28 protein-coding genes and 2 pseudogenes are annotated in these 23,798 nt (G+C 68.1%); 9 read left to right on the forward strand and 21 right to left on the reverse strand.

Annotated elements, in window-relative coordinates; genetic code table 11:
* Positions 1 to 89: 89 nt before the first annotated feature.
* Positions 90 to 293 (reverse strand): cold-shock protein, encoded by a 204-nt coding sequence (locus PMI01_RS11060; protein WP_007668086.1) that lies wholly within the window; start codon positions 291 to 293, stop codon positions 90 to 92.
* Positions 294 to 469: 176 nt separating this feature from the next.
* The gene (locus tag PMI01_RS11065) at positions 470 to 1,099 is read right to left on the reverse strand and encodes a TlpA family protein disulfide reductase (RefSeq protein ID WP_007668087.1); all 630 of its coding nucleotides are present in this window, start codon (positions 1,097 to 1,099) and stop codon (positions 470 to 472) included.
* Between PMI01_RS11065 and argH the strand changes: the two genes are divergently transcribed.
* The 3 genes from argH to lysA all read left to right on the forward strand — a co-directional run bounded on the left by argH (position 1,100) and on the right by lysA (position 4,179).
* A complete protein-coding gene (argH, locus tag PMI01_RS11070; RefSeq protein WP_007668089.1) occupies positions 1,100 to 2,524 on the forward strand; it encodes an argininosuccinate lyase in 1,425 nt (474 codons plus the stop codon).
* Entirely contained in the window at positions 2,503 to 2,835 is a 333-nt protein-coding gene (locus PMI01_RS11075) for a hypothetical protein (RefSeq protein ID WP_035035810.1), read from the forward strand. The genes argH and PMI01_RS11075 overlap by 22 nt, the downstream gene beginning before the upstream one ends.
* Positions 2,836 to 2,898: 63 nt before the next feature.
* On the forward strand, positions 2,899 to 4,179 hold the full coding sequence (gene lysA, locus PMI01_RS27845) for a diaminopimelate decarboxylase (protein ID WP_007668093.1): 1,281 nt from the start codon (positions 2,899 to 2,901) through the stop codon (positions 4,177 to 4,179).
* 2 nt (positions 4,180 to 4,181) lie between these two features.
* Here the strand turns inward: lysA and PMI01_RS27850 are convergent.
* The 10 genes and pseudogenes from PMI01_RS27850 to PMI01_RS11120 form a co-directional block, all read right to left on the reverse strand.
* Positions 4,182 to 4,256 (reverse strand): annotated as a pseudogene (locus PMI01_RS27850) (hypothetical protein); the annotation flags it as partial.
* 650 nt (positions 4,257 to 4,906) lie between these two features.
* Positions 4,907 to 5,491 (reverse strand): annotated as a pseudogene (locus tag PMI01_RS27855) (recombinase family protein); the annotation flags it as partial.
* A complete protein-coding gene (locus PMI01_RS27675) occupies positions 5,488 to 5,961 on the reverse strand; it encodes a recombinase family protein (RefSeq protein ID WP_007668096.1) in 474 nt (157 codons plus the stop codon). The pseudogene PMI01_RS27855 and the gene PMI01_RS27675, both read right to left, overlap by 4 nt.
* Positions 5,962 to 5,973: 12 nt before the next feature.
* Positions 5,974 to 6,159, reverse strand: coding sequence for a hypothetical protein (locus PMI01_RS11090; RefSeq protein ID WP_007668098.1), 186 nt, complete (start codon positions 6,157 to 6,159; stop codon positions 5,974 to 5,976).
* A gap of 254 nt (positions 6,160 to 6,413) precedes the next feature.
* Entirely contained in the window at positions 6,414 to 6,944 is a 531-nt protein-coding gene (locus tag PMI01_RS11095) for a hypothetical protein (RefSeq protein ID WP_035035813.1), read from the reverse strand.
* A 764-nt stretch (positions 6,945 to 7,708) separates the two neighbouring features.
* Positions 7,709 to 8,068 carry a hypothetical protein gene (locus PMI01_RS27090; RefSeq protein WP_157223756.1) on the reverse strand — a complete coding sequence of 120 codons (360 nt, stop codon included), beginning with the start codon at positions 8,066 to 8,068 and terminating at the stop codon, positions 7,709 to 7,711.
* Positions 8,069 to 8,145: 77 nt separating this feature from the next.
* Complete coding sequence (locus PMI01_RS27095; RefSeq protein ID WP_007668101.1) at positions 8,146 to 8,541, reverse strand: hypothetical protein; 396 nt, start codon at positions 8,539 to 8,541, stop codon at positions 8,146 to 8,148.
* 29 nt (positions 8,542 to 8,570) lie between these two features.
* On the reverse strand, positions 8,571 to 8,858 hold the full coding sequence (locus PMI01_RS11110; protein ID WP_007668103.1) for a hypothetical protein: 288 nt from the start codon (positions 8,856 to 8,858) through the stop codon (positions 8,571 to 8,573).
* 208 nt (positions 8,859 to 9,066) lie between these two features.
* Positions 9,067 to 9,768, reverse strand: a complete 702-nt coding sequence (locus tag PMI01_RS11115; RefSeq protein ID WP_007668105.1) for a VIT1/CCC1 transporter family protein — start codon at positions 9,766 to 9,768, stop codon at positions 9,067 to 9,069.
* A 93-nt stretch (positions 9,769 to 9,861) separates the two neighbouring features.
* Complete coding sequence (locus PMI01_RS11120; RefSeq protein ID WP_162830821.1) at positions 9,862 to 10,212, reverse strand: c-type cytochrome; 351 nt, start codon at positions 10,210 to 10,212, stop codon at positions 9,862 to 9,864.
* 154 nt (positions 10,213 to 10,366) lie between these two features.
* Between PMI01_RS11120 and PMI01_RS11125 the strand changes: the two genes are divergently transcribed.
* Positions 10,367 to 10,807 (forward strand): DUF2267 domain-containing protein, encoded by a 441-nt coding sequence (locus tag PMI01_RS11125; RefSeq protein WP_007668110.1) that lies wholly within the window; start codon positions 10,367 to 10,369, stop codon positions 10,805 to 10,807.
* Positions 10,808 to 10,866: 59 nt separating this feature from the next.
* On the forward strand, positions 10,867 to 11,220 hold the full coding sequence (locus PMI01_RS11130; RefSeq protein WP_238537044.1) for a c-type cytochrome: 354 nt from the start codon (positions 10,867 to 10,869) through the stop codon (positions 11,218 to 11,220).
* Between the two features lie 479 nt (positions 11,221 to 11,699).
* Here PMI01_RS11130 and PMI01_RS11135 read toward each other — a convergent pair whose 3' ends face one another.
* From PMI01_RS11135 to PMI01_RS11165, 8 genes are all read right to left on the reverse strand, one after another.
* The gene (locus PMI01_RS11135; RefSeq protein ID WP_007668114.1) at positions 11,700 to 12,434 is read right to left on the reverse strand and encodes a hypothetical protein; all 735 of its coding nucleotides are present in this window, start codon (positions 12,432 to 12,434) and stop codon (positions 11,700 to 11,702) included.
* Positions 12,431 to 12,988 (reverse strand): hypothetical protein, encoded by a 558-nt coding sequence (locus PMI01_RS11140; protein ID WP_007668115.1) that lies wholly within the window; start codon positions 12,986 to 12,988, stop codon positions 12,431 to 12,433. Before PMI01_RS11140 ends, PMI01_RS11135 begins: the two co-directional genes overlap by 4 nt.
* Positions 12,989 to 13,158: 170 nt before the next feature.
* The gene (locus tag PMI01_RS27465) at positions 13,159 to 13,314 is read right to left on the reverse strand and encodes a hypothetical protein (protein WP_007668116.1); all 156 of its coding nucleotides are present in this window, start codon (positions 13,312 to 13,314) and stop codon (positions 13,159 to 13,161) included.
* A gap of 138 nt (positions 13,315 to 13,452) precedes the next feature.
* Entirely contained in the window at positions 13,453 to 13,860 is a 408-nt protein-coding gene (locus PMI01_RS11145) for a c-type cytochrome (RefSeq protein WP_007668117.1), read from the reverse strand.
* A complete protein-coding gene (gene adhP / locus PMI01_RS11150; RefSeq protein WP_007668118.1) occupies positions 13,857 to 14,891 on the reverse strand; it encodes an alcohol dehydrogenase AdhP in 1,035 nt (344 codons plus the stop codon). The genes PMI01_RS11145 and adhP overlap by 4 nt, the downstream gene beginning before the upstream one ends.
* Positions 14,892 to 15,005: 114 nt before the next feature.
* Entirely contained in the window at positions 15,006 to 15,434 is a 429-nt protein-coding gene (locus PMI01_RS11155) for a response regulator transcription factor (protein ID WP_238537045.1), read from the reverse strand.
* 48 nt (positions 15,435 to 15,482) lie between these two features.
* A complete protein-coding gene (locus PMI01_RS11160; protein WP_007668120.1) occupies positions 15,483 to 16,103 on the reverse strand; it encodes a response regulator transcription factor in 621 nt (206 codons plus the stop codon).
* On the reverse strand, positions 16,093 to 17,838 hold the full coding sequence (locus tag PMI01_RS11165) for a PAS domain-containing sensor histidine kinase (RefSeq protein WP_369743410.1): 1,746 nt from the start codon (positions 17,836 to 17,838) through the stop codon (positions 16,093 to 16,095). Before PMI01_RS11165 ends, PMI01_RS11160 begins: the two co-directional genes overlap by 11 nt.
* A gap of 345 nt (positions 17,839 to 18,183) precedes the next feature.
* Here PMI01_RS11165 and PMI01_RS11170 point away from each other — a divergent pair, with 345 nt between their 5' ends.
* Complete coding sequence (locus PMI01_RS11170) at positions 18,184 to 20,865, forward strand: bifunctional acetate--CoA ligase family protein/GNAT family N-acetyltransferase (RefSeq protein ID WP_007668122.1); 2,682 nt, start codon at positions 18,184 to 18,186, stop codon at positions 20,863 to 20,865.
* Positions 20,866 to 21,022: 157 nt separating this feature from the next.
* Here the strand turns inward: PMI01_RS11170 and PMI01_RS11175 are convergent, their stop codons facing one another.
* On the reverse strand, positions 21,023 to 21,820 hold the full coding sequence (locus PMI01_RS11175) for a universal stress protein (RefSeq protein ID WP_007668123.1): 798 nt from the start codon (positions 21,818 to 21,820) through the stop codon (positions 21,023 to 21,025).
* 179 nt (positions 21,821 to 21,999) lie between these two features.
* Here PMI01_RS11175 and PMI01_RS11180 point away from each other — a divergent pair, with 179 nt between their 5' ends.
* The 3 genes from PMI01_RS11180 (at position 22,000) to PMI01_RS11195 (ending at position 23,798) form a co-directional block, all read left to right on the forward strand.
* Complete coding sequence (locus tag PMI01_RS11180; RefSeq protein ID WP_007668125.1) at positions 22,000 to 22,671, forward strand: helix-turn-helix domain-containing protein; 672 nt, start codon at positions 22,000 to 22,002, stop codon at positions 22,669 to 22,671.
* Between the two features lie 41 nt (positions 22,672 to 22,712).
* Positions 22,713 to 23,228, forward strand: coding sequence for a pyridoxamine 5'-phosphate oxidase family protein (locus tag PMI01_RS11190; RefSeq protein WP_007668127.1), 516 nt, complete (start codon positions 22,713 to 22,715; stop codon positions 23,226 to 23,228).
* An 81-nt stretch (positions 23,229 to 23,309) separates the two neighbouring features.
* Positions 23,310 to 23,798 carry an NUDIX domain-containing protein gene (locus PMI01_RS11195; protein WP_007668129.1) on the forward strand — a complete coding sequence of 163 codons (489 nt, stop codon included), beginning with the start codon at positions 23,310 to 23,312 and terminating at the stop codon, positions 23,796 to 23,798.

Below are 23,798 nucleotides of genomic sequence, written 5' to 3' on the forward strand. Positions count from 1 at the left end.
GGGAGAGGGTGCAAGAACGCCCCCGACAGCGAACGGGCGCCGGTTCGTTGGAACCGGCGCCCGTCAAACTGGCCGTAGCCTTGGAAACCCTAGAGCGGCTTCAGGTTGGCCGCCGCGATCTTGCCGCGCTCTTCGGCGGTGTCGAAGCTGACCTTCTGGCCTTCGTCGAGGCTGCGCAGCCCCGCGCGTTCGACGGCGCTGATGTGCACGAACACGTCCTTGCCGCCGTCATCGGGCTGGATGAAGCCGAAACCCTTGGTTCCGTTGAACCATTTCACCACGCCGGTCGCCATATCGAAGTCTCCTAGACCAAAGCCGATCCGATGCCCGGACATCGCGGGCGGGTAACAATCGCAGTTGTCCGGGTAGCGGTAGCAGGCCCAAATCCAGGATTGCGCGGCAGATTGGACACGGCCCTGTTGAGGGGTCAATTCAAAAAACGTCGATATGCTTAAGCACGCATTCGGCTTCAACGCTCGGCCAGCAACGCCTCGACCAATCCGTGGGCCTCCGGGCTGGACCAGTCGGCGTCGCCCGACAGCCGGGCCCGCTCGCGGCCTTGCTTGTCGTAGATCACGGTGGTCGGATAGCCCTGGGCGCGGGGGTCCAGCTCGAACGACAGCTTGTAGCCGGGGTCGCGATAGACCTGCAGTGGCGCGTTGGCCGTCATCTCGGCCTGCACCAGGTTGAGGTCGCTGTCGCGGTCGACGCTGATCGGCAGCACCTTCAGCGGCTGGGTCGCGTAGCTGGCCTGGAGCTTGGCCAGGGTCGGCATCTCCTTCTTGCAGGGCGCGCACCAGGTGGCCCACAGGTTCATCACCACCACCTGGCCCTTGAAACTGGCCAGGGTCAGTTCCTTGCCGGCGCCGTCGGTGAACACCGTGGCCGGCTGGCCGCGCGGCTCGACGGGCACTTCCAGCTTCTCTAGCGACGCTTTCTTGAATTCCTTGAGGTCAACGACGCCTGCGGGTTTGAACGAAGCCGAGGCGATGACGTATAGAACCGCCGCGACGCCGATCAGCAGCACGGCGCCGATCGCCCATTTCAGCGGGCTGCGCTTCGGCGCCGCCTGGTTCTTGTCCGACTGGATTTCGCTCATATGACCGACAACGCCTCCGATAAGCCCCAGACCGCGACGGGCGGACAGGGCCAAGCCATGTGGGGCGGCAGGTTCTCGGCCAAGCCGGCGGAGCTGATGCAGGCGATCAATGTCAGCATCGGCTTCGACAAGCGCCTGTGGGCGCAGGACTTGGCGGGCTCCCGCGCCCATGCGCGGATGTTGATCAGCCAAGGCGTGATTGCAAGCGCGGACGGCGAGGAAATCCTCAAGGGCCTGGAGGCCATCGGGGCCGAGATCGTCGCGGGGACCTTCCCGTTCCGCGACGAATACGAAGACATCCACATGAACATCGAGGCGCGGCTGCGCGAGCTGATCGGCCCGGTCGCCGGCCGGCTGCACACCGCCCGCTCGCGCAACGACCAGGTGGCGGTCGATTTCCGCCTGTGGGTCCGCGAAGCCTGCGAGCGTTCGGCGGGCCAACTGGAGGCGTTACAGCGCGCGCTGATCGCCCAGGCCGACGTTTACGCCGACGCCCTGATGCCGGGCTTCACCCACCTGCAGCCGGCCCAGCCGGTGACCTTCGGCCACCACCTGATGGCCTATGTCGAGATGTTCGGCCGCGACGCCTCGCGGTTCCGTGACGCCCGGGCCCGGATGAACGAATGCCCGCTGGGCGCCGCCGCCCTGGCCGGCTCGCCCTTCCCGATCGACCGCCACGCCACGGCGGCCACCCTGGGCTTCGACCGTCCGACCGCCAATTCGCTGGACAGCGTCTCGGCCCGCGACTTCGCCCTGGAAGCCCTGTCGGCCGCCTCGATCACCGCCACGCACCTGTCGCGCCTGGCCGAGGAGATCGTGCTGTGGACGACGCCGATGTTCGGCTTCATCAAGCTGACCGACGCCTTCACGACCGGCAGCTCGATCATGCCGCAGAAGAAGAACCCCGACGCCGCCGAGCTGATCCGCGCCAAGGTCGGCCGGATCCTGGGCTCCCTCACCACCCTGACCGTGGTGATGAAGGGCCTGCCGCTGGCCTATTCCAAGGACATGCAGGAGGACAAGGTCCCGACCTTCGAGGCCTTCGACGCCCTGGAGCTGAGCCTGCTGGCCATGGCCGGCATGGTCGCCGACCTGACGCCCAACACCGACAAGATGGCCGCCGCCGCCGGCGCGGGCTTCTCCACGGCCACCGACCTGGCCGATTGGCTGGTCCGCACGCTGAACATGCCTTTCCGCGACGCCCACCACGTGACAGGCTCGGCCGTGAAGGCGGCGGAGATCAAGGGCGTGGATCTGGCGGAACTGGCGCTGGCCGACTTGCAGGCGATCGAGCCGCGCATCACTTCTGATATCTACTCCGTGCTCACGCCCGCCGCCTCGGCGGCCAGCCGCATCAGCTATGGCGGGACCGCTCCCGCCCAGGTTCGCGCCCAGGTCGCGCGTTGGAAGGAACTGCTCGGATGATCCGTCCCCTCGCTTTCGTGACCCTGGCCGCGCTAGCCGTGTCGTCCATGGGCCTGGCGGCCTGCGGCAAGCAGGCCGAGCTCGAACGTCCGGCCCCGCTGTGGAACGCCCAGAAGAAGGCCGCCTTCGAGGCCGAGCGCCGCGCCGGTTCGGCCCAGGCCAACCAGCCGGCCCGCCCCGGCGGCATCCAGGAAAACATGGACCCGGCGTCGAGCAACCGCACGAACCGCGCCGCCCCGCTGGGCGGCACCCAGACCGACCCGTTCGGCGGCCCCTCGGGCGCCGGCTTCCCCGGCGCGACGAAGAACTGATTCGTCATCCCGGACGTCGCGCGCCGCGCGAGGCTCCGGGATGACCGCCATGAAGAGAGCCTCTTGAACCATTTCGAATACGGCCCCGAGGGCCTCGCCTGCGAAGGCGTCCCGCTGGCCCGCGTCGCGGCGCAGGTCGGCACGCCGGTCTATGTCTATTCCCGCGCCACGCTGGAGCGGCACTACACCGTGTTCCGCGCCGCCCTGGAGCTGGCCGGGATCGTCGACCCGCTGATCGCCTATGCGGTGAAGGCCAATTCCAACGTCGCGGTGCTCAAGGTGCTGGGCGACCTGGGGGCCGGGGCCGACACCGTGTCGGAGGGCGAGGTGCGCCGCGCCCTGGCGGCCGGCATCCCAGGCGAGCGGATCGTGTTCTCCGGCGTCGGCAAGAAGCGCGGCGAGATCGCCTTCGCGCTGCAAGCCGGCGTCGCCGAGATCAACGTCGAGTCCGAGCCCGAGCTGAACCTGATCGCCGCCGTCGCCGCCGAGCTGGGCGTCAAGGCCAAGGTGGCGTTCCGGGTCAATCCGGACGTCGCGGCCGGCGGCCACGCCAAGATCGCCACCGGCAAGTCCGAGAACAAGTTCGGCGTGTCGTTCGCCGAGGCCGCGCGGCTGTACGCCAACGCCAGCAACCACGCCCATCTCGAGCCGATCGGCGTGGCCTGCCACATCGGCAGCCAGATCACCGACCTGACGCCGATGCGCCAGGCCTTCAGCAAGATGCGCGGCCTGGTCGAGCAGTTGCTGGCCGAGGGTCTGCATGTCGAGCGCCTGGACCTGGGCGGCGGCCTGGGCGTGCCCTATTTCAACATGCCCGAACCGCCCTCGCCCGCCGAGTTCGCGGCCATGGTCGCCGAGGTGACCCAGGGCCTGCCCGTCAAGCTGGCCTTCGAGCCGGGCCGGGTGATCGCCGCCAACGCCGGGGTGCTGGTCAGCGAGGTGATCCACGTCCACGAGCGGCCGGAGGGCAAGCGCTTCCTGGTCATCGACGCGGCGATGAACGACCTGATCCGCCCGGCCATGTACGACGCCTTCCACGACATCCGTCCGCTGGTCCCGCGCGCCAAAACCGAGCAGGGGGGCGAGACGACCTACGACGTGGTCGGTCCGATCTGCGAGACCGGCGACACGTTCACCCGTGATCGCGCCTTGCCGTCGCTGGCGGCGGGCGACCGGGTGGCCTTCATGTCGGCCGGGGCCTACGGCGCAGCCATGGCCAGCGAATATAACACCCGGCCGCTGGTGCCCGAGGTGCTGGTCGACGGGGACAGGTTCGCGGTGATCCGCGAACGGCCGTCGTATGAGGACATGCTGAGCCGGGACGTGGTGCCGGACTGGGTATGACTTCCCTCTCCCCTTGCGGAAGAGGGTGGCCCGCGGAGCGGGTCGGGTGAGGGGTTGAAGAACAGAAACGCCGCGACAGCCGAAAGGCCGGTCGCGGCGTTTGTCGTTTGAGAGACCCCTCGCAGTACTTCACACCCATCCCCTCGCCGCCGTTGCGAAAGGACAACCTCAGCGGGGCTTGCTGGATCGCTCCGCGATCCTCCGCCCAGGCTAGAATCTTCTCCAAATCCCCGAACATCCGCACATCGTGCTCGCCGCGCCGGTCTGTCGGGGTGACGACGATCTTCTCGATCAGCGCCCGCAAGGCCGTGGCCGCCTCGGTGCGGTTGTCGGGATTGCCCAGCGCCTCGGTCAGCCGTTCCACCTTGCGGCGATAGAGTTCGGCGACGTTGGGGTGAATGTCGGGAACATCGCGCGGCGCCTCGGCCATGGCCGCCTCGATGGCGGCGACCTCGTTTTCCAGCTCGCGCAGGCGCCCCACCATGCCCGGCGTGTACTCGCCCTCCTCGATCATGGTCAGGATGCCCTTGGCCGCCTTGCGCGCCTTCTCCAGGCGCTGGCGGTCCACCGCCTCGTTGGCCCGGCGCTCATGGTTGAGCCGGTTGGTCTCCTCGATGAACGACCGCATCGCCTCGGCCGCGATCTGGGGCGTCAGCAGCCGATCGCGCAGACCGGTCAGAACCCTGGCCTCCAACCGCTCGGCGACAAGGGTGGTCTTGTTGGAGCATCCCTTGCCGGTGATGCGGCCCAGGCAGACCATGCGACCATTGCCCCGGCGGGTGATGGGCCCGCCACAGACCCCGCAGGCGACCAGACCCGACAGCAGGCTCGACGGACGGCGCGCCGCCGACGCCGCGCCCAGCAGGCGCTTGCCGTCGGCCACGGCCTGCTCATAGACGCGCGAGAACTCCTCCTGCCGCGCCTTGGCGGCGTTCCACAGACCGTCATCGACGATCCGCAGGTGCGGCACCTCGGCGTGAACCCATTCGCTTTCGGGATTGGCCCGGCGCTTAACGCCGCCGGTGTCGGGGTCGCGCAGGTCCCTGGCTCGGTTCCAGACCATGCGGCCGACATAGAGGGGGTTGTTCAAGATGCCGTGGACGCCGTTGGATTTGCCGCGAATGGTCTGGGAACTCCAGGCCCGCCCACGCGGCGCGGGAACGCCGGCTTCATTGAGCTCGACGGCGATCTGGCGCGGGCTCTTGCCGGCGACGTAGTCCTTGAAGACACCCCGGACGACCTCGGCCTGCTCGGGAATGATCTCCCGCTCGCCAGTCGTCACCTTGCCGGCCGCGTCGAAGGCGCGGATCACGCCGTAGCCGTAGCACTTGTTGCCGCTCGCCTTGCCCGCCTCGACCCGACCCGACCGCGAAGACCCCGGTGGGTCTTGGCGGCAAGCTCCTTGAGGAACAGGGCGTTCATCGTGCCCTTGAGGCCGACGTGAAGCTCGCTGATCTCGCCCTCCGACAGGGTGATGACCGGCACGCCCGCGAACCGCAGCCGCTTGAAGAGCGCGGCGATATCCTCCTGATCGCGGCTGAGCCGGTCCAGCGCCTCGGCCAGGACCACATCGAACTTGCCCGCCATGGCGTCGTGCAGGAGCGCGCGAACCCCAGGGCGCAGGATCATCGTCGAGCCTGAGATCGCCGCGTCCGAATAGTCCGCCGTCACCGACCAGCCCTGCTTGTCGGCGTAGAGACGGCAGATGCGAAACTGGTCTTCGATGGAAGCGGCCGACTGCTTGTCGTCGGAATAGCGGGCGTAGAGCGCGACGCGGGTCATCGAAGAACTCCTTCAAGCTGGCGTGTCGTTGGTCTCGGCATTGGCCGCCGCCATCCGCTGGGCGAACTCCTCGCGCGCAATCTGGCGGCCGATCAGGCGGGCCAAGGTCATGAGCGCGGCTTGGCCCTGCTCGCTGATCGGCGGGCCGTCATTGGCGGGGGTGATGGTCTGCGAAGGCGGGGGAGAGGGCTCGTCCATGCTTGGCTCCACAACTGGAGCCGTCACGGTTCGGGGCTCGTCGCCCCAAGTCAAAGGCGCGTCAGTCCAAGCGACGCTCTCCACCCTCCCATTCCGGCAAGCTGCGGAAACCTCGCGGGATACTCCCGGCGTCAACGGGAAACGGGAGAAAGAAGTGAAATTGAAGCGCGTCATGGCCCCTAGACGCGCCAGACCGGCAACCAAAACGGTGGTCATGCGCAACGATCTGGGGTTCGACCTCCAAATCATTGCCGCTAGACCGGCAACGGTTCGACGGGTGCGTAGGCCGCGCCACAGTCGGGGCAATGGGCCTTGGTGAGGAAAGCGTGGGCCTCGCGGACGAAAGGCCAAGCCTCTCCGTCCTGGCAGTAGTTGAGGCGAAAGCCGATGGAGAGCATGGCCGTGGCGTCTTGGACGGTGTGAGGCTTGAGCTTCGACAGGACGACCAGCGCCTTGTCGCGAACCTCGTAAAGGCGATCACACTCGGCGGAGATGGCGTCCATCTCCCTGCCCTCGGGCAAGGCGCTGATCTGACCTTTGGTGAGTTTGAAATAAGGGTACTGAGCGACCAGCGCGGTCTCCAGCGCCGAGGCGCGCCGGCCAAGCCGGTCGATTTCCTGATCCAGGGCGAGCCAACTGGCGCACCGCGCGGGGATGCTTGCTGCCCTTACCGGCGCTGCTCCCCGCGCAGGCCCCATCAACGGAACGATGGTCGCGCCGACTACCGTGCGACGTGAGACAACAGGCAGGCGCGTGCCGTCGCCCGTCTTTCGACGCTGGCCCATAGCGTTGGTCCTGATTCAGTGGGTATCGTGAAACTAACGCCTTAAGCAGCCTCAATCAATCTAAAAGTACGTTGAGGCGTACAAAAAGTACGTTTTCATGATCACCGCATCGCAGATCAGAGCCGGCCGTGCCCTCGTTGACTGGACGGGAGCTAAGCTTGCTGAAGCGGCAGGCCTCGCTTTGCAAACAATTCGACGCATGGAAAGCCAGGTTGGCCCTGGTCGCAGCTCGGCCGCCAACGTCGAGGCCGTCCGTCGCGCTCTAGAGGAAGCCGGAGTGATCTTTCTAGACGCGGATGACGTGGCCGGCGTTGGGCCGGGCGTCCGCCTGAAACCTGATCGCGGTTAAGCCGCAGGCGCGAATGCGCCCGATCCGGCTTAAGCCGCTTGCCAAGCCAGAGCCGAACGGAGAGCGACCGGTCAAGGGTTCGCGCCAGCGCACCGCCGTAGGCGGCGGCGAAGCCGCCCTTGAGGGGGCGATCTCCGTTCGGCACCCACGCTGAACTGGACCGCATCTGTGGCCGAGATCGAGGCCAGAGGAGCAGTTTGCGTGCTTTTAGGTCTTAGGTCCCGGTCAAGGGATTGAGTTCAATGGGGAAATCGTCGGGTGAGGAACCTCGGGTTTCACGAGGTTCCTGTAAAAGTTAAACACCATCATGCACTTAGGGGCCGAAGGTCCCGGTGCTTTTATCTTGCCCTAGCAATGTGAAGGGCCCAGACGGCAAATCCCGCCTCCGGAGACAGCTTTGCCGTTCGATTGAAACCTAGTGGCGATAATCAGAGAGCGCCTTGGTCAAATGGTGCTCTCCTGGCCCAGTGATATGAAATCGACCGTCGGCGCTCTTGTGAACCAAACGATCAGCACCGAGGCGTTGCAAGGTCTTGCTCACTGTTGAAGACCCGTTCTTGCTCGAGATTCCTAATGCCTTTCGATCGATGCCCGCCGGTGCGCAACGCCCTATCAAGAGCAAAAGCTCGACTGCACAGGACACCTTAGCGGTAATCACCACCTCATTACCCAAAGTCTCGATCAGCGGCATCTCCACCCACATGAGCGTCGACATCGCCTCGGATACCGCTGACTCACCATCTACGGGGTAAAGGCGAAGCAATTCGGCGATCACCCAGGAGGCAGGCCGCCCTTCAGCCTTGAGTCCAAGACCCCTGGCTTGCGCGAGCGGACTTCAAGCTTGGACGCCGCCTAGCCGCCGGGCTTGGGCGTGGGGTGATCATGAGTTTCCCGCGCGGCCGGCTGCGCCGCGGGCGGCATGCAGGGCATGTCGCCCGGCTTCATCATCGCCCCATCCGGCATGGATCCGGCCGAGGGCTTGCCCATTGGCGTCGACGCGGGCGGAGCGGACCTGGTTGGGCCCGGCGCGTGGGTCCCGGCGCCGCCCATGCCCCCACCCGACATCATGCCGGACGTCATCATCGGGCAATCTCGCGCCGGAGCCTCCACGGGCTTGGGCGGCGCGGTCGAGGCGGCAGGAGCGGTCTCGGCCGGATGGTGGCCCGCGTGCGGGTCCTGCCCGCCCGCCTGGGCTGGCGCCGCCAGGAGCGACATCAGGACCGGCAGCGTCGTCAAGATCATGCGCATGGTCACACCTTTCTGATCAAGCAGCGCGCTCAACGGCGCGCGAGGAAGCCAAAGGCATTGTAGAGGGCGGCGAACAGCGCCCCGAGAAACGCGCCTGCCGCCACAGCGCAGAGTCCTCCCGCGACCAGCCCCGACACCGCGCCGATCGGCATGACCCCGAACAGCGACAGGTACATATGCGAGGCGCCGCCAAGACCGCTGGCGGCGAGAAGCCAGCACGCCACGTAGATCAGGCCGAGGAAGGTCGCGCCGGTCGCCGCGCAGCGGATCGGGCTGAGCGCCGACGTCGCGGACGACGGCATCTGGGTGGTGGTCATGGCTCGCCTCCCTTCAAGGCTTGCTTGTCCTATGAGTTTCCGCGCCGTGACCTTCATCGCATTGACGTGGATCAAGAACTTCGAAGCCCCGGCTAGAGCTCGACGGCCCGCTCCCTCAGGGCGTTGGCGATGAGGCTGAATGACGACAAGGCCATCGCCGCGGCGGCGAGCTGAGGCGATGACAGAAGCTTGAAGCTCGGACGGCCAGCTAGGCCGCCACGCCGACCAATCGACCAACGCCCGCTGTGACGCCCATGGCCACCAGGCCCCAGAATGTGACGCGCAGCGTCGCCCGCCACGGCCGCGCCCCGCCCGCCAGGGCGCCGACGAAGCCCAGCAACGCCAGGCATGCGGTCGAGATCAGCACCACGATCGGAACAAGCAGCGAGGTCGGGGCCAGAAGCACCATCAGCAGCGGCATGACCGCCCCGGCCGCGAAGCTGCTGGCGGAAGCGACGGCGGCCTGGATCGGCCGCGCCGCCATCGCCTCGGAAATACCCAACTCATCCTGGGCATGGGCTCCGAGCGCGTCCTTGTTCATCAGTTGGGTCGCCACGCGCCTGGCGGTTTGATCATCCAGTCCCCTTCGCACATAGACTTGGACGAGCTCCTCGTGTTCGGCGTCAGGATCGTCGTGCAACTCCGCCGTCTCGCGGGCCAGATCGGCTTGTTCGGCGTCAGCCTGCGAACTGACCGAGACATATTCGCCAGCGGCCATGGACATGGCGCCCGCGACCAATCCGGCAACGCCTGCGACCAGGACGTCCGCGGGCTTGGCCGCGGCGGCGGCGACACCGACGACGAGGCTCGCCGTCGACACCAGCCCGTCGTTGGCCCCCAACACCGCAGCCCGAAGCCAACCGATACGGGAGATCAGATGGCCTTCGATGTGACGCGTCGATCGGGGCATGGAACCTGTCCAATGTTTCGGAGGAGATGCGACCGGCGAACGCCGGCGTTCGGGTCGAGGAACCCGTGATTTGACGGGACCGCGCGGCCCTTCTCATCGTCTGGGAACCCGCGCCGGAGCGTCTGGCTCCAGACTCTTCAGATAGACGGTGAGGGCCTCGATCTCGTGGGGGTCCAAGACCCATTCCGGCATGGGCCCATGCCCCACGACGATACCTTCGGCCAAGGCCTCGCCAAGTTGCTCGACGGGATAGCGATAGTGAAGGTCGCGCAATCGCGGCGCCTTGGGCAAAGGGCTGTCGCCCACGCGATCCACGGCGTGACATCCGCCGCAGTCGCGCTTGGCGATAGCCTGCCCCTGCGCGAGACGCTCGCGGGGCGGAGTGTCGTCGATCCCGGCCTGTGGCCGCCCGGCGCCCACCACGGTCAGCGCCAGGACGGTCATCAAGGCCAAGGCCCGTGCTCCGACGCTCATCGTATGCTCCTCAATGTTTCCAGGTCGATCTTGATAGGGCCAGCGGCCGGATCAGATTTGATCCTTGTCAACACGCCCTCGCCGCGTCTCGCCGAAACTGTCGACCATGATCCTGGAGGGTCCCATGGCCAGCAGTCTTCCGGTTTTCGACACCACCGTCCAAGAGACCAACGCCTGGCTGAAAGCCATCGCCAGCGAGCTTGGTCCCTGCGATCGCCACCAGGCCTATCTGGGGGCGCGCGCGACGCTGCACGCGCTGCGCGATCGCCTGACCCCGGACCCCGCGATGAACTTCGCCGCTCAGTTGCCGATGTTGCTGCGGGGTATGTTCACCGAGGGCTGGCGGCCGAGCCAGACGCCGACCCTTGACCGGCGCCTGGACGAATTCCTTGCCCGGATCGAGGAGACCTTGCCGCCAGACTTCCCGATCGAGACCGAGAGTCTGGCGCGTGGCGTCTTTCGAGGACTTGAGGCGCGGATGGACCACGACCTGCTAGCCAAGGTGATCCGGCAACTCCCGCTGCCGCTGCGCGCGCTGTGGCCCCAAACCCTGGCGACGCTGTGAGCGCGCTCGCCAGCGATCCGCCGACCGTCAGCTCCACACGGAGTCTCTGGGGCCTTGCGGTGTTGGCCTCCGGCGTCGTGGCCGCCTGCGCCGCCTTGGAGCCTCTGCATCCCGGCCCCGAGGTTTCCCTTGTCGAGACCGGGCATGCGCTCGCTGTCAGTGAGTGCTCGGCCTGCCACACGGTGGGGGCGGGGGGCGGCGCTCCGGCCACCGACGCCCCCTCTTTCGCGAACGTCGCCGAACGCTATCGCAACTACCGGCTGGATTGGGAACTGGAGACCATTTCGCAGGTCGGTCACTATCGGATGCCGCCCAAGATGCTGACCTCCCCGGAAATCGACGCCCTGGCGGCCTATATTCGTACGCTCGACACCGCCAAACCCTCCCAGGCCCCGACGCCGCCGACCCGCTAGGCCTTGGCCACCGCCCCGCGTCCCACGTCCAATCGCGCCGCGATCACCGTCGGGGCGGCCGCGGCGGCGGCGGTGAGCCACAGCCCCCCCCCGGGGGCCTGACCGCTCGTGGACCAGCGCCTCGAGCCGCGCGCGCGCCACCAGCAACCCCGTAACAGGGCGACGCCCAGCGCGAGGCCGGCCCGCCCCGCGGGCCACCGCCAGACGCCGCCCGGGCTTGACCGGCGCGCCGGTCATATGGGCCAGGCCGACACCAGCCTTGCCGTCGCGGGCGAACACAGCGTTCCCGGCGCCATGGCCGAGATCATGGCGAGGACGGCCGGCCATGAGACGCCAAGACTGGCCGGGGTCGCGCCGACGTCAAGACGAGTCGATTTTCCGCTCATCGGCGAGGCGAAAGAGCCACCCGACCGCCGCAGATCCCGAGCATCGGCGAAGCCCTCGAGAGACCAGGAACCGCGTGCGCTGATCACGGTCGATCAGGCGCGCGCCCGCCGTGTCGAACGGGTCGTCGAAACTGGCGCGATCGGGGTGGTCGTCTGGAACAGCGACAAGGGCAGGCCTGCTTGGCGGGCGGCCATGATAAAGCCGACGCGGCAACCCATGGCGTCGAGATCGGCTTCCTGGACGTCGGCCCAGGCTTCAAACTTCGCCGCGCCCTTGGCCCTGGTCCTCAGGGCCTCGGCCAAACGCCCGTGACTGTTGCCCTCCACCAGATAGACGTACTGACAACGCGTGAGGGCCTCGCTGAAGGCGGCGCGTTCGGAATCCGCGGCGGCTTGCGGCGGTCGGATCGCCAGCAGGCTCAAGCCGGCTCGCCGGCATGCGTCGCGGGCGGCCAATGCTCGTCGCGCCGTGGCCTGCGCCTGTCCCGGATTGGGCGACGCGGAATCGACCCTGGCGACGGCTTGATCACAGGGCCCCAGGGTCGCGTCTAGCTGCGCCCAGACCGCGCGTGTCTGATCAATCAAGGCAGCGCTTGGCGTGGGATGCGAGCGTGGCGACGTTGGAGTCTCGTCGAAGGGCACGGACGATGGCAGGCGAAACACCCGTTGGGCGGGCCAGATCAGCGCCACGACCAGCCCTAGCAGGAGCGCGGCGGTCCAGACATTGCGCCTGGCCAGCATCCCTTCACCCGCGATCCGAACGACGGAGCGAGACGATGTTCCATCCACGCGGACCTTGGGCGTCCGATCAGCGTAAACTTCGCTCATGACCTGGCCCGCCGTCGCGCTTCCAGGGCCAGGGGCAGCGCCGCGAGATCCAGCGCCACCGCCAGGGCGGCCCCAAGACTACGCCAATCGGGCGTGGCGTTGACGGCCAGGACCGTCAAGGCCAGTGGCCCGCTGAGCGAAAGCAGCGCCCGCCCCCGCGCGCTCCACCCGGCCGTCGCCGCCGGGCCGGCGCCCCCCAGCAGCGCCAAGGCCTGTACCGCGGCGACCGCCAGCACCGCCAGGGTGAGGCTCTGGCCGTTCGGCGCGTCGAGGAAGGCGAGCATGGCGCCGAAGCCACCGGTCACGCCCCCCCAGGCGAGCAGGGACCAAAAGGCGCCCGCCGGCTTGGCCGCGACGAGGCCGGCGACCGCTCCCAGCATCAGACAAGTCTGCAACAGCGACGACGCGGCGGCGCCCGCCAGCGGGGCGGTCAGCGCCAAGGCCGGAAAGATCCAGCGCGGGTCAAGGCGCGACCGCTGCGCCGATCGTCTCTTCACCCGTCGCGCCACGTGATCCAAGGGGCGTCGATAGGCATGTCCACGCGGATAGGTCATTTGAGGTCTCCTGGGACGGCCCCGGCGCTAGCGAACGCTCAGCGGCTGCACGGCCGGCTCGTGATAGGGCTGACGCAACGGCCGCAGTTGACAGCTCGCCAGCGACGCCACGCCCAGAATGACCATGGCGGCGACCAGAACGGTCCGAGGTCCCAAAGAAGGGCGGCAGCTCACCGCGCGATCCTCCGGACCCAGGGCCTTGGCGATCTACGCATGGCCGGGCCTTCGCCGGCGGCGGCCTGCACCGACACGGCGCTCAAGGTCAGGACGAAGGCCGCGAAAGCGACGACGTTCAGGATGACGAGGGCCAGTTGGAGAACGGTCATGACGCGAACCTCCTGTTGGTGGCTGATGATCTCTCGACGCGGCGCCCGCGATCTTGATCTTGCTCAATCGCGGGAAAACTTGGCCCCGCCCCGCGGGAGCGATCGGCGCTCCGCGGGGCGGGCTTCTCAAAGCCCCGACTATCGCGGCCTGGTCCGAGGCCGAGGATCGAGGCTTCGGAGATAGGCCTTCAACTGAACGACCTCGTCCTCGTCCAGCTCGACCATCGGCATGCGCGGATGGTGGTCCGGAGTGCCCTCCTCGGGCGGCCGACCGGGCGCCAGCATGCCTTCGGTCAGGATCTGGTCGAGCCCGCCTGGCGGGTAGCGCCGGTACAGGGTCGCGAAGGGCGGCGCGTCGGCCAGCGGACTGGGCCTGGCGTCCACGGCGTGGCAGATTCCGCAATTGCGCTGGGCGATCCGTTGGCCGCCAAGCGCCTGCGAGGACAGCGGTCGCCGTGCTGGCTCGGAGGAGGCCTGAACCGCCGCCGCCAACCCCACGGCCAGGATGGCGAGAAGCCCCGCGCCGATCATCATGTCGCCCTTCATAGCCGATCCTCGAAATCGAGCACCACCCGGCCTTCGATCTCGCCGCGCGCCATGCGGTCGAAGACGCCGTTGATGTTGTCCAGCCTCTCGGCGTGGACCGTCGCCCGCACCCGGCCGTCGGCGGCGAAGGCCAGGGCCTCCCGCAGGTCCAGGCGCGTGCCGACGATGGAGCCGCGCACCGTGATCCCACGCAACACCGTGTCGAAGATCGACAGTGGGAAGTCGCCGGGCGGCAGGCCATTGAGCGACACCGTGCCGCCCCGCCGAACCATGCCCAGGGCCTGGGAGAAGGCGATGGGCGACACGGCGGTGACCAGGACGCCCTGGGCGCCGCCGATTTCCTTTTGCAGGTAAGGGCCGGGATCGGCCTCTCGGGCATTGACCGTGATGTCGGCGCCCAGGGTACGCGCCAAATGAAGTTTGTCGTCGTCGATATCGACGGCGGCGACCTTGAACCCCATGGCCTTGGCGTACTGCACGGCCATGTGGCCAAGCCCGCCGACGCCGGAGATCGCCACCCAGTCGCCGGGCTTGGCGTCGGTGACCTTCAGGCCCTTGTAGACGGTGACGCCGGCGCAGAGGATCGGCGCCGCCTCCAGGAAGCTCAGATTGGCCGGCAGGTGGCCGACATAGTCGGCGTCGGCCAACACGTACTCGGCGAAGCCGCCATCGACGGAATAGCCCGTGTTCCGCTGCGCCTCGCAGAGCGTCTCCCAGCCTCCCAGGCAGTGGGTGCAGTGGCCACAGGCCGTGTGCAGCCAAGGCACGCCGACCCGGTCGCCCTCTTTGACGTGCTCCACGCCCTTGCCGACCTGGACCACCGTGCCGACGCCCTCGTGACCCGGAATGAGCGGAAGGATGGGCTTGACGGGCCAGTCGCCGTGGGCGGCGTGCAGGTCGGTGTGGCAGACTCCGCAGGCGGCCATCTTGACCAGCACCTGACCGCGACCGGGTTTGGGCCGCGCGACGTGCTCCACGACCAGCGCCTGGCCGAAGGCCCGAACGACGGCGGCCTTCATGGTCTTGTCCATGATATCCCTCCAGGTGGCGCCGAGGCGCGGCCTGGATGGAATGGGCCGCCTCGTCGTCGCGGTTTGATACCGCCGCCAGAGGCGCCTGGCAGTTGGGAGTAATACGTAGAGGCGTCAGTAAGCGGCGACGGCGCGCTCGACGGCCTCGACCAGGGCGGCTTCGACCAGTGGTTTTTCGATGACGCGGCTATAGCCCGCCGCCAGGGCCTGATCGACCAGGCGCGCCGAAGGAAACGCGGTGATCAACAGCGCTTGCCCTTGCCACCCCCGTTCACGCAACCGCCTCAGGATCGACAGGCCGTCGATCTCGGGCATGCGGTAATCGGCGACCAAGCACACCGCGCCGAGCGCCGTGGGGTCGGCCAACAGGGCCAGACCCGAGGCGTAGGCGCGCACCTCGAAGCCTCGCCCACGCAGGAGCAATTGCAGTGAGCGGCGGACACCAGGATCGTCTTCGACCAGCAACAGCCGCGCACGGCCTTCGAGCTTGGTGGGAAGCGCTTGCGTCATGTCGGCCTGCTTGCCGCGACCCGGAATGGTCACGGCTTGGACATGCCATATGGCTCCAGCGCGGTCGTTACGTAGACCCCCTTAGGCCTCGTCCTGCAAACCCGCGGCGAAGGCGATCCGCAGCGCCTCCGAGAGGCTCTTGACCTGCAGCTTGGCCATCACGTTGGCGCGATGGACCTCGACGGTGCGCGGCGAGATGCCCAGGTCGAAGGCGATGGTCTTGTTGGGAAGGCCCTGGGCCATGCCCTTGAGCACGTCCTGCTCGCGGCTGGTCAGGGCCGCGATGGCGACCGCCGCATCGCTCGCCCGCGCCGCACGGGCTTCGACGTCGTCCAGCCGCTCGAAGGCCGCGATGATGGCGGTCAGCAGTACGGCCTTCTCGAACGGCTTCTCAATGAAATCGACCGCCCCGCCCTTCATGGCGCGAACCGCCACGGTGATGTCTCCGTGCCCGGTCAGGACCACGACCGGCATGGCGATGCCGCGCTCGGCCATGACCTTCTGGACCTCCAGGCCGTCCATGCCCGGCATGCGCACGTCCAACAGCACGCAGCCCGGCTCGGCGTCCTTGGCCGCCTGCAGGAAGGCGTCTCCCGAGGCGTAGGTCGACACCGCGTAGCCGGACGTTTTGAGCATGAACCCGGCCGAGCGACGGATCGCCTCCTCGTCATCGACGATATGGATCATCCGTCTAGCGCTCATGGATGGCCTCCTTCTCGACCTTGACCAGCGTGAAATGGAATTGCGAGCCGCCGCCGGGCCTGGGCTCATGCCAGATGCGACCGCCGTTGGCCTCGACGATCGTGCGGCAGATCGACAGCCCCAGCCCCATGCCTTCGGTCTTGGTGCTGACGAACGCGGTAAACAGTTGCCCAGCAATGCTCGACGCGACGCCGGGACCGTTGTCGGCGATCGTCACCCGCACCAGGCCGTCGCCTTGGTCACGCGTGCGAAGCCAGAGCCTGGGCTGCTCGGCGCCGCTCATGGCCTCGACCGCGTTGCGCGCCAAGTTGATCACCACCTGCTGGATCTGCACGCGATCGATCAGCACGGGCGTGGCGGCGGCGTCCAGTTCGAAAATCGGATCGAGCCCCTGGTCGCGGGCCCCCATCAAGCCTAGGGCGGCGGCTTCGTGAATGACGGACGGCAGGTCCTCGACGCTCTTTTCAACCTCGCCCCGGGCGACGAAATCGCGCAGCCGCCGGACGATATGGCCCGCGCGCATCGCCTCGGCGGCCGCGTCATCGAGGGCCTCGCGGATCATCGGCAGGTCGTCGGAATCCGGCTTGGCCAGGAGATCGCGCACCGCCTCGACATAGTTGGCGACGGCGGTGATCGGTTGGTTGAGCTCATGGGCCAGGGTCGAGGCCATGGTCCCCATGCCGCTGACCCGGGCGATATGGATCAGCTCGGCCTGGAGCTCCTCGAGGCGGGCCTGGGTGCGCTGGCGATCGGTCAGGTCGCGGACGAAACCAGTGAACACCCGGGGGCCATGGCCGATGGCTTCGCCGACCGACAGCTCCATCGGAAAGGTCGTGCCGTCCTTGCGCATGCCGACGACGACGCGCCCCATGCCGATGACCTTGCGCTCGCCCGTGGTCAGGTAGCGCTCGATATAGGCGTCGTGGCGCTCGCGGTCGGGCGACGGCATCAGGCAACGAACGTTCTCGCCCAGCACTTCGGTCTCCTGAAAACCGAACAGGCGCTCGGCGGCGGCGCTGAACGACAAGATCTTTCCCCGTTCGTCGATGACCACCATGGCGTCGGGAACGGTGGACAGGATCGACCGCAAATGTTCGGCGCTGGCGTCCAGGGCTTGCTCGCTAGCGCGTTGGTCGGTGACGTCGCGCAGGACCGTGCCAAATCCCCGCAAGGCCCCGGCCCGGTCGTGAAGCGCGGTGATGGAAACGTGGGCCAGGAATTCCGAACCGTCCTTGCGCAGAAGCCAGGCCTCGTCCTCGATCTTGCCTTCGGCCTGGGCCCTGGCGAGGTCGGCCCGTGGCTTGCCCGACTGGCGGGCGTCCTGCGGATAGAACGCCGCGACGTCCTGGCCGACGACCTCGGCCTCGCTCCAGCCCATGAGCCTTTGCCCGCCGGCGTTCCAGATCAACACCCGCCCCTCTGGGCCGAGCATGCAGGTGGCGTACTCGGTCGCGCCGTCGATCAGCAGGTTGAGTCCGCTGGCGACGTCTTCGGCTTGCCTCGCCCTGGCCGCGGCGCCCTGCTCGCTGGAAGCCGACCGCAGACGCAGCCGTTCGATTTCCGCGCCCACCAGAATTATGCCCGTCGCCGCCAACAGGAAGGTCAGCGCCTCCGCCATCGCCAGGGCGTCCGGTCGGTCGCGGCCGCTGAACGCGAAACCGGCGACGAGGCCCAAGAACGTGGCGACGAGGCTAGGCCCCACACCGCCGAACACCGAGGCGACGACAATGGGCACGGTAAAGAGCAGATAGGCGGCATGATCTCCCAGCCAAGGGGCCAATAACCAACGTATCCCAATGGCGAGGGCGAAGGCCGCCAGAGCGACGCCGTAGCCCTTCATCCGGTCTCGTTGGAGGGCCAAGCCGAACGCCATGAATCTTCACCTTCCCCGTGGTTGTGGCGATCCGCCCCAAGGCCCGAACCACGGCTGATCATGCCCCCTCGCGTCGCGGCTTACAAACCGGTTCGGCGAGGTTTGAGCCAAGCCGAATGCGGGATTCTACGGATGGCGCGGAAGGGGCGCGACGGGCCATTTGCCCGCTGACCGCCCGCCACGACGGGCCCGACACCCGAGGCCGCCATGTCGCTGCACAATCTTGCTCCCCTGCTCTCCCCGACCTCTGTGGCGGTGATCGGCGGCTCCGATCGTCCGGGCTCCGTGGGCCAGGTGGTCGTCGAAAACCTGCTGTCCGGCGGCTTCGCCGGTCCGGTCTACCTGGTCAATCCGCGCCCGCTGTCGGTGGTCGGCACGACGTGGTCGGCGACCATCGCCGATTTGCCCAAGCCGCCTGAACTGGCCGTGGTGGCCGTCCCGGCCGTCGCCGTTCCCCAGGTGGTCGCCGATCTCGGCGCGACCGGGGTCAAGGTCGCCGTGATCCTCTCGGCGGGGATCACCGAGGCCAATGGCCTGCGGAAGGCCATGCTGGAGGCCGCCAGGCCCTTTGGCCTGCGGATCATCGGACCCAATGGCTTGGGCCTGCTGGCGCCCCACGCCCAGCTCAACGCTTCCTTCGCCCGCGGCGCGCCCGGCCCCGGGGGCCTGGCCCTGATCTCCCAGAGCGGCGCCCTAGTCAGCGGCGTGATCGATTGGGCCAATACCCGCCAGCTTGGCTTTTCAGGGATCGTCTCGGTGGGCGACATGGCCGAGGTCGACCTGGGCGACCTGATCGACCTCTTCGCCGCCGATCCCCACACCGACGCCATCCTGCTCTATGTCGAGGGCGTCACCAACGCGGCCAAGTTCATGTCGGCGGCCCGCGCCGCCGCGCGGATCAAGCCGGTGATCGCCTTGAAAGCCGGGCGCAACGCCGCCAGCGGCAAGGCCGTCCGCTCCCACACCGGCGCCCTGGCCGGCGCCTACGACGTCCACGCCTGCGCCTTCGAGCGGGCGGGCGTCGTCCAGGTCGAGACCCTGACCGACCTCTTCGACGCCGCCGCGGTGCTGCGCGCCGGGCGGAGCTTGGCCGGCGAACGCCTGGCCATCGTCACCAATGGCGGCGGAGCCGGAATCCTGGCCCTGGACGCCATGGCGTCGAGCGGCGGCGTCCTGGCCGAACTCGGGCCGCAGACCTTGGACCGCTTGAACGCCCTCCTCCCCGCTGGCTGGTCACATGGCGACCCGGTGGACTTGATGGGCGACGCCTCGGCCGAGCGCTATCGCCTGGCGCTCGACGCGGTGCTGGCGGACGCCGGGGTCGACGCGGTCCTGGTCATGAATTGTCCCACCGCCTTGTCCAAGCCAGGCGACATCGCCCGGGGCGTGGCCGCCAGCATCGTGGCCGCCCGCGAACGCGGCCTGCGCAAGCCGGTGATCGCCTGCTGGTTGGGCGACGCCAACCAGGACGCCGCCGGTCCGATCCTCAGCGCGTCCGGCGTCCCGATGTTCGGCGCGCCGGACGCCGCCGCGCGGGCCTTAGGCCATCTCCTCGCCGCCCGCCGCGCCAAGGCCGGCCTGATGGCCGCGCCAGCTCGCCACGATGAGCGCGTCGGCGACCGCGCCGCGGCCCTGGAACTGATCCGGGCCGCAAGGTCGCAGGGCCGCACCCTGCTCAACGAGGTCGAGGCCAAGGCCTTGCTGAACGCCTATGGCGTCGCCACCGTCCCGACCCGATTGGCGGCCACGGCCCAAGACGTCGCCAGGCTCTGCGCCGAGCTCGCCCCGCCCTACGCCGTCAAGATCGTCTCGCCGCAGATCTCCCACAAATCCGACCTCGGCGGCGTCGCCCTCGATCTCCCGAACGCCGAGGCCGCCAGCGCGGCCGCCGCGGCCATGGCCGCCCGCATCGCCAAAACCCGCCCTGACGCCATGATCACCGGGTTCGCGGTGGAAACCATGATCCCTCTGCGACGCGCCCACGAACTTATCGTCGGCCTCGCCCAAGACGCCACCTTCGGTCCGGTGCTGATGGTCGGGGCCGGCGGCAAGGCGGTCGAGGTGCTCAAGGATCGCGCGCTGGGCCTGCCGCCCCTCGACGGCGACCTGGCGCACGCAATGATCGCCAAAACCCAGATATCGCGCCTGCTGGCCGGCTACCGCGACGAGCCGCAAGCCGACATCGCCGAGGTCGCCGCCACCCTGGAGGCGCTCTCGGCCATCGCCGTCGACCTGCCCGACATCGTGGAGCTGGACATCAACCCCTTGCGCGTCGACGCCTACGGCGTCCTTGCGCTCGACGCGCGCATCGTGATCACCCCGGACGCCGATCCCGGGTCGCGCCTCGTCATTCGCCCCGTGCCGATGGAATGGGCCGCCGACTTGCGGACCCGAAGCGGCGTGGCCTTCCATGTCCGACCGGTGCGTCCCGACGACACGCCCGCCGTGGCCGCCTTCTTCGCGCAACTCGACGCCGAGGACCTGCGACTGCGGTTTCTGTCGCCCCTGCGCACCGTTGACGCCGGCCGCCTGGCGCTGATGACCCAGGTCGATTACCGCCGCACCATGACCTTCCTGGCCTTCGACGCCGATCGCCAGACGGTCATCGCCACCGCCATGCTGGCCTCCGGCGCCGATCCCGAGCGCGCCGAGGTGGCCGTCGCGGTGCGAAGCGACTTGAAAGGCCATGGCCTGGGCTGGACCCTCCTCGACCACGTTCTGCGCTATGCGCGCGCCCAGGGGGTCAAGGTCGTGCATTCGATCGAGAGCGCCGACAATGTCGCGGCCCTTCAGCTCGAAAGGGACATGGGCTTCACCGCCCGGATCTGTCCCGATGACACCGGCCTGCGGATCGTCGAACATCAGATCGACGTGAGCGCCAACGCCTAGTCCGCTTGCGGGACATGCCCGCTCTTGAATAGGTCGCAGGTCCGCGACGACGGGGCTCGGCCGAGAATCCCTCAAGGCCGGCATGCGGAGACGACGCGATCAACGCGCGCCAAGCCCGCGACGGCGGAACCGTCACGGGCTTGGCGCGCATCCTGCGTCAGTGGCCAAGCAGCAGGGGCAGCTGCGCCGCGTCCAGCATCCGGCGCGTGACGCCGCCAAACAGCTCCTCCCTCAGACGTCCCTGGCCGTAGGCGCCCATCAGGCAATAGCCGGCGCCCGCGGCGGCGCACGCTTCGAGGATCTGGGCGTCGGGCTTGTCGCCGTCGGCCGGAATGCGCCGGATGGCGGCGTGAATGTCATGGCGCGACAGATAAGTCGCTGCCGCCTCGGCCGGGGCGCCCTCTTGGTCGCCCACCGTGAAGAGCTCGACCGAGGCGGCCAGCTTCAGCAGCGGTGCGCCGGCCCGAAGGGTCGCCATCACCGACGGCGAACCGTCCCAGGCGACCACCACCGGGCCGGTGAGGTCGATGCCGCGGACATTGTCGGGAACCGCGACCACCGGGCAACAGGCCTGGGTGGCGATGGCGTTGACCACGCCGCGCGGCTCCACGTCGAGCAGGCGGTCGCGCTTGCAATTGACGACGATCAGGTCGGCCAGGCCAGCCTCGCGCATCAGGCATTGCGCCACGTCGCCGGTGGCGTCGACCCAGTCCCAAGGCGCCTGCTCGTGGGCCAGGCGGGTCTCCACGGCGATACGATTGGCTGCCTCCACCCTGCGCTCCTCGGCCTGGATCATCGCCTGAGCCGCGCCGTCGATGTCGCCGACGAAGGTGGGGACCGGTGTGACGTCCACGCACCGCAGATGCCCGTTCAGGGCGCGGGTAAGATCAAGGGCCGCCTGCAGGCGCGCCTCCTGACCGGCGTCATCGTGCACAAGCAGCAGAACCGTCTTCATTGTCGCCTCCTGGGAGTTTCGAACGGCGAGGCTAAGCACGGGATCCACAGATCGGTATTCGGGTTTATACTGAGGACAAGAGGCTCCGGCGCACCGCGACCTCGACTACGTAAACATCCCAATGGGCGACCAACCGCCCTCCGCCTATCCCTGAGACCTGCCGCTCAAGGAGACGTGCGATGTCCATGCCAGCTCTTCTGCGAGATCGCGCCGACGCCACGACGCGGAGCGCTCAGGTCATTTCCCCCGTCGAGGTCTTCGGCGCGATCGGGGTGGGCATAGCCTTCTCCGGCGGCGAGGAGATTTACGCTCAGGATGAGGAAACCGACATGGTCTACCAGGTCCAACGCGGCGCGGTCCGCGCCTCCCGCCTGCTCGGCGATGGACGTCGGCAGATCGCCGGCTTCTACTATCCCGGCGACCTGTTTGGTCTGGAGGCTGGCCCCACGCACCGCGCCTCGGCCGAAGCCCTGTGCGACAGCAAGATCCTCGTGGCCAAACGCTCGGTCCTGAAACACTACGGCGAGGCGGGCGAACGCCTGGAGCGGCTGATCTGGCGCGCCACCGGCCAGGAACTGGGCCGGGCCCACGACCACATGATGCTGCTGGCGCGAAAGAGCGCCTATGAACGGGTGGCGGGGTTCCTGTCGGATGTGGCTCAGCGCCAGGGCGCGGCCTGGAACGAACTGGCGATGAGCCGCCAGGACATCGCCGATCATCTGGGCCTGACCATCGAGACCGTATCGCGGATGATCACCCAACTGCAGGCCGACGGCCTGGTGGCCTTAGACGGCTGTCGGCGGTTTCGGGTCGTCGCGCCCGGTCGATTGGCCGACCTGGTCGCGACCTGAGCCGCTTAGGCCGGGCCGCGCGAAGTCCGTAGGAGGACCTCATGGCTCCAGACCAAGTCTTTCCACCCGCCGAGCCGTCCAGGCCGCCCGGGTCTCCCGAGGCCAAGGTCAGCGCGATCCTGGCGCGTCATCACCTGATGAGCGTGGCGACGCTACGCCCCGACGGTTGGCCACAAGCGACCTTGGTGAACTATCTCGCCGACGGACTGGCGCTCTACTTCCTGGTGGCGCAGGACAGTCAAAAGCGGGCCAACATCGCCGCCGACCCTCGCGTCTCGATCGCGATCGGCGGCGACGACGAAGGTCCGCCGCAGGGTCTGTCCCTCGCCGGCCAGGCGGTCCAGGTCGATGATCCGCTTTGGGTCAATGCGCTCAATCGTCGGATCTGGGGAACCCCCGAGTTCGCCCGTTTCGAGCCCCATCCCTCCAGCCATGCCGTCGCCCTATTGCGGTTCAAGCCGCAATGGGTGTCGTTGATCGACTATGGATCGCCCCCCGGACGGGTTCAGTTGTTCGCCGTGCGGCGGGACTGGCGCCTCGAACCCGCCGATGCGTAGTCGCGGCCGATCGCGCGCGTCGTTGCGGCCCCGGGCGTCGCCGCGTCTGAACGTTCTGCCCTGAATGGCGTTGAAAGGCCCATGTCCCGTCAGAGCGCCGCCGTTCTAGCCTACCGCCTGGATGGCGATCAGCCGGCGTTCCTGCTGGTTCACCCGGGCGGGCCGTTCTGGCGCAAGCGTGATCTCGGCGCCTGGTCGCTGCCCAAGGGCTTAGTGGAGGCGGGGGAGGATCCAATGACGGCGGCGCGGCGCGAGTTTCGCGAGGAGGTGGGCCTGGTTCTGGATGGTCCTCTGCAGGCTCTGACACCGCGCCGCGCCTATCGCGGCAAGGTCATACTGCCCTGGTTGACTCACGCGGATCTGAATCTGGATCGGTTCACGAGCCAGACCTTCCGGCTGGAATGGCCGCCACGATCGGGCCGCTTCCAGGATGTCCCGGAAGTCGACGAAGCCGCCTATTTCAGTTTGCCTGCGGCGCTAGAGAAGGTTCTTCCGGCCCAGGCGCCCATCCTCCTGGAAGCCGCGGATCTGCTGGCGCGGGACGGCGCGCAGGCCGCGGGTCTCGAGTGA

The sequence above is a fragment of the Caulobacter sp. AP07 genome (genome assembly GCF_000281955.1).
Classification (GTDB): Bacteria; Pseudomonadota; Alphaproteobacteria; order Caulobacterales; family Caulobacteraceae; genus Caulobacter.

Coding starts and splice junctions, on each gene's coding strand:
- PMI01_RS11060 (WP_007668086.1), bottom strand. CDS start 293: ATGGCGACCGGCGTGGTGAAATGGTTCAACGGAACCAAGGGTTTCGGC.
- PMI01_RS11065 (WP_007668087.1), bottom strand. CDS start 1,099: ATGAGCGAAATCCAGTCGGACAAGAACCAGGCGGCGCCGAAGCGCAGC.
- argH (WP_007668089.1), top strand. CDS start 1,100: ATGACCGACAACGCCTCCGATAAGCCCCAGACCGCGACGGGCGGACAG.
- PMI01_RS27675 (WP_007668096.1), bottom strand. CDS start 5,961: ATGACCCGCGTCGCGCTCTACGCCCGCTATTCCGACGACAAGCAGTCG.
- PMI01_RS11090 (WP_007668098.1), bottom strand. CDS start 6,159: ATGGACGAGCCCTCTCCCCCGCCTTCGCAGACCATCACCCCCGCCAAT.
- PMI01_RS11095 (WP_035035813.1), bottom strand. CDS start 6,944: ATGGGCCAGCGTCGAAAGACGGGCGACGGCACGCGCCTGCCTGTTGTC.
- PMI01_RS27095 (WP_007668101.1), bottom strand. CDS start 8,541: ATGCGCATGATCTTGACGACGCTGCCGGTCCTGATGTCGCTCCTGGCG.
- PMI01_RS11110 (WP_007668103.1), bottom strand. CDS start 8,858: ATGACCACCACCCAGATGCCGTCGTCCGCGACGTCGGCGCTCAGCCCG.
- PMI01_RS11115 (WP_007668105.1), bottom strand. CDS start 9,768: ATGCCCCGATCGACGCGTCACATCGAAGGCCATCTGATCTCCCGTATC.
- PMI01_RS11120 (WP_162830821.1), bottom strand. CDS start 10,212: ATGACCGTCCTGGCGCTGACCGTGGTGGGCGCCGGGCGGCCACAGGCC.
- PMI01_RS11125 (WP_007668110.1), top strand. CDS start 10,367: ATGGCCAGCAGTCTTCCGGTTTTCGACACCACCGTCCAAGAGACCAAC.
- PMI01_RS11135 (WP_007668114.1), bottom strand. CDS start 12,434: ATGAGCGAAGTTTACGCTGATCGGACGCCCAAGGTCCGCGTGGATGGA.
- PMI01_RS11140 (WP_007668115.1), bottom strand. CDS start 12,988: ATGACCTATCCGCGTGGACATGCCTATCGACGCCCCTTGGATCACGTG.
- PMI01_RS27465 (WP_007668116.1), bottom strand. CDS start 13,314: ATGACCGTTCTCCAACTGGCCCTCGTCATCCTGAACGTCGTCGCTTTC.
- PMI01_RS11145 (WP_007668117.1), bottom strand. CDS start 13,860: ATGAAGGGCGACATGATGATCGGCGCGGGGCTTCTCGCCATCCTGGCC.
- adhP (WP_007668118.1), bottom strand. CDS start 14,891: ATGGACAAGACCATGAAGGCCGCCGTCGTTCGGGCCTTCGGCCAGGCG.
- PMI01_RS11160 (WP_007668120.1), bottom strand. CDS start 16,103: ATGAGCGCTAGACGGATGATCCATATCGTCGATGACGAGGAGGCGATC.
- PMI01_RS11170 (WP_007668122.1), top strand. CDS start 18,184: ATGTCGCTGCACAATCTTGCTCCCCTGCTCTCCCCGACCTCTGTGGCG.
- PMI01_RS11175 (WP_007668123.1), bottom strand. CDS start 21,820: ATGAAGACGGTTCTGCTGCTTGTGCACGATGACGCCGGTCAGGAGGCG.
- PMI01_RS11180 (WP_007668125.1), top strand. CDS start 22,000: ATGTCCATGCCAGCTCTTCTGCGAGATCGCGCCGACGCCACGACGCGG.
- PMI01_RS11190 (WP_007668127.1), top strand. CDS start 22,713: ATGGCTCCAGACCAAGTCTTTCCACCCGCCGAGCCGTCCAGGCCGCCC.
- PMI01_RS11195 (WP_007668129.1), top strand. CDS start 23,310: ATGTCCCGTCAGAGCGCCGCCGTTCTAGCCTACCGCCTGGATGGCGAT.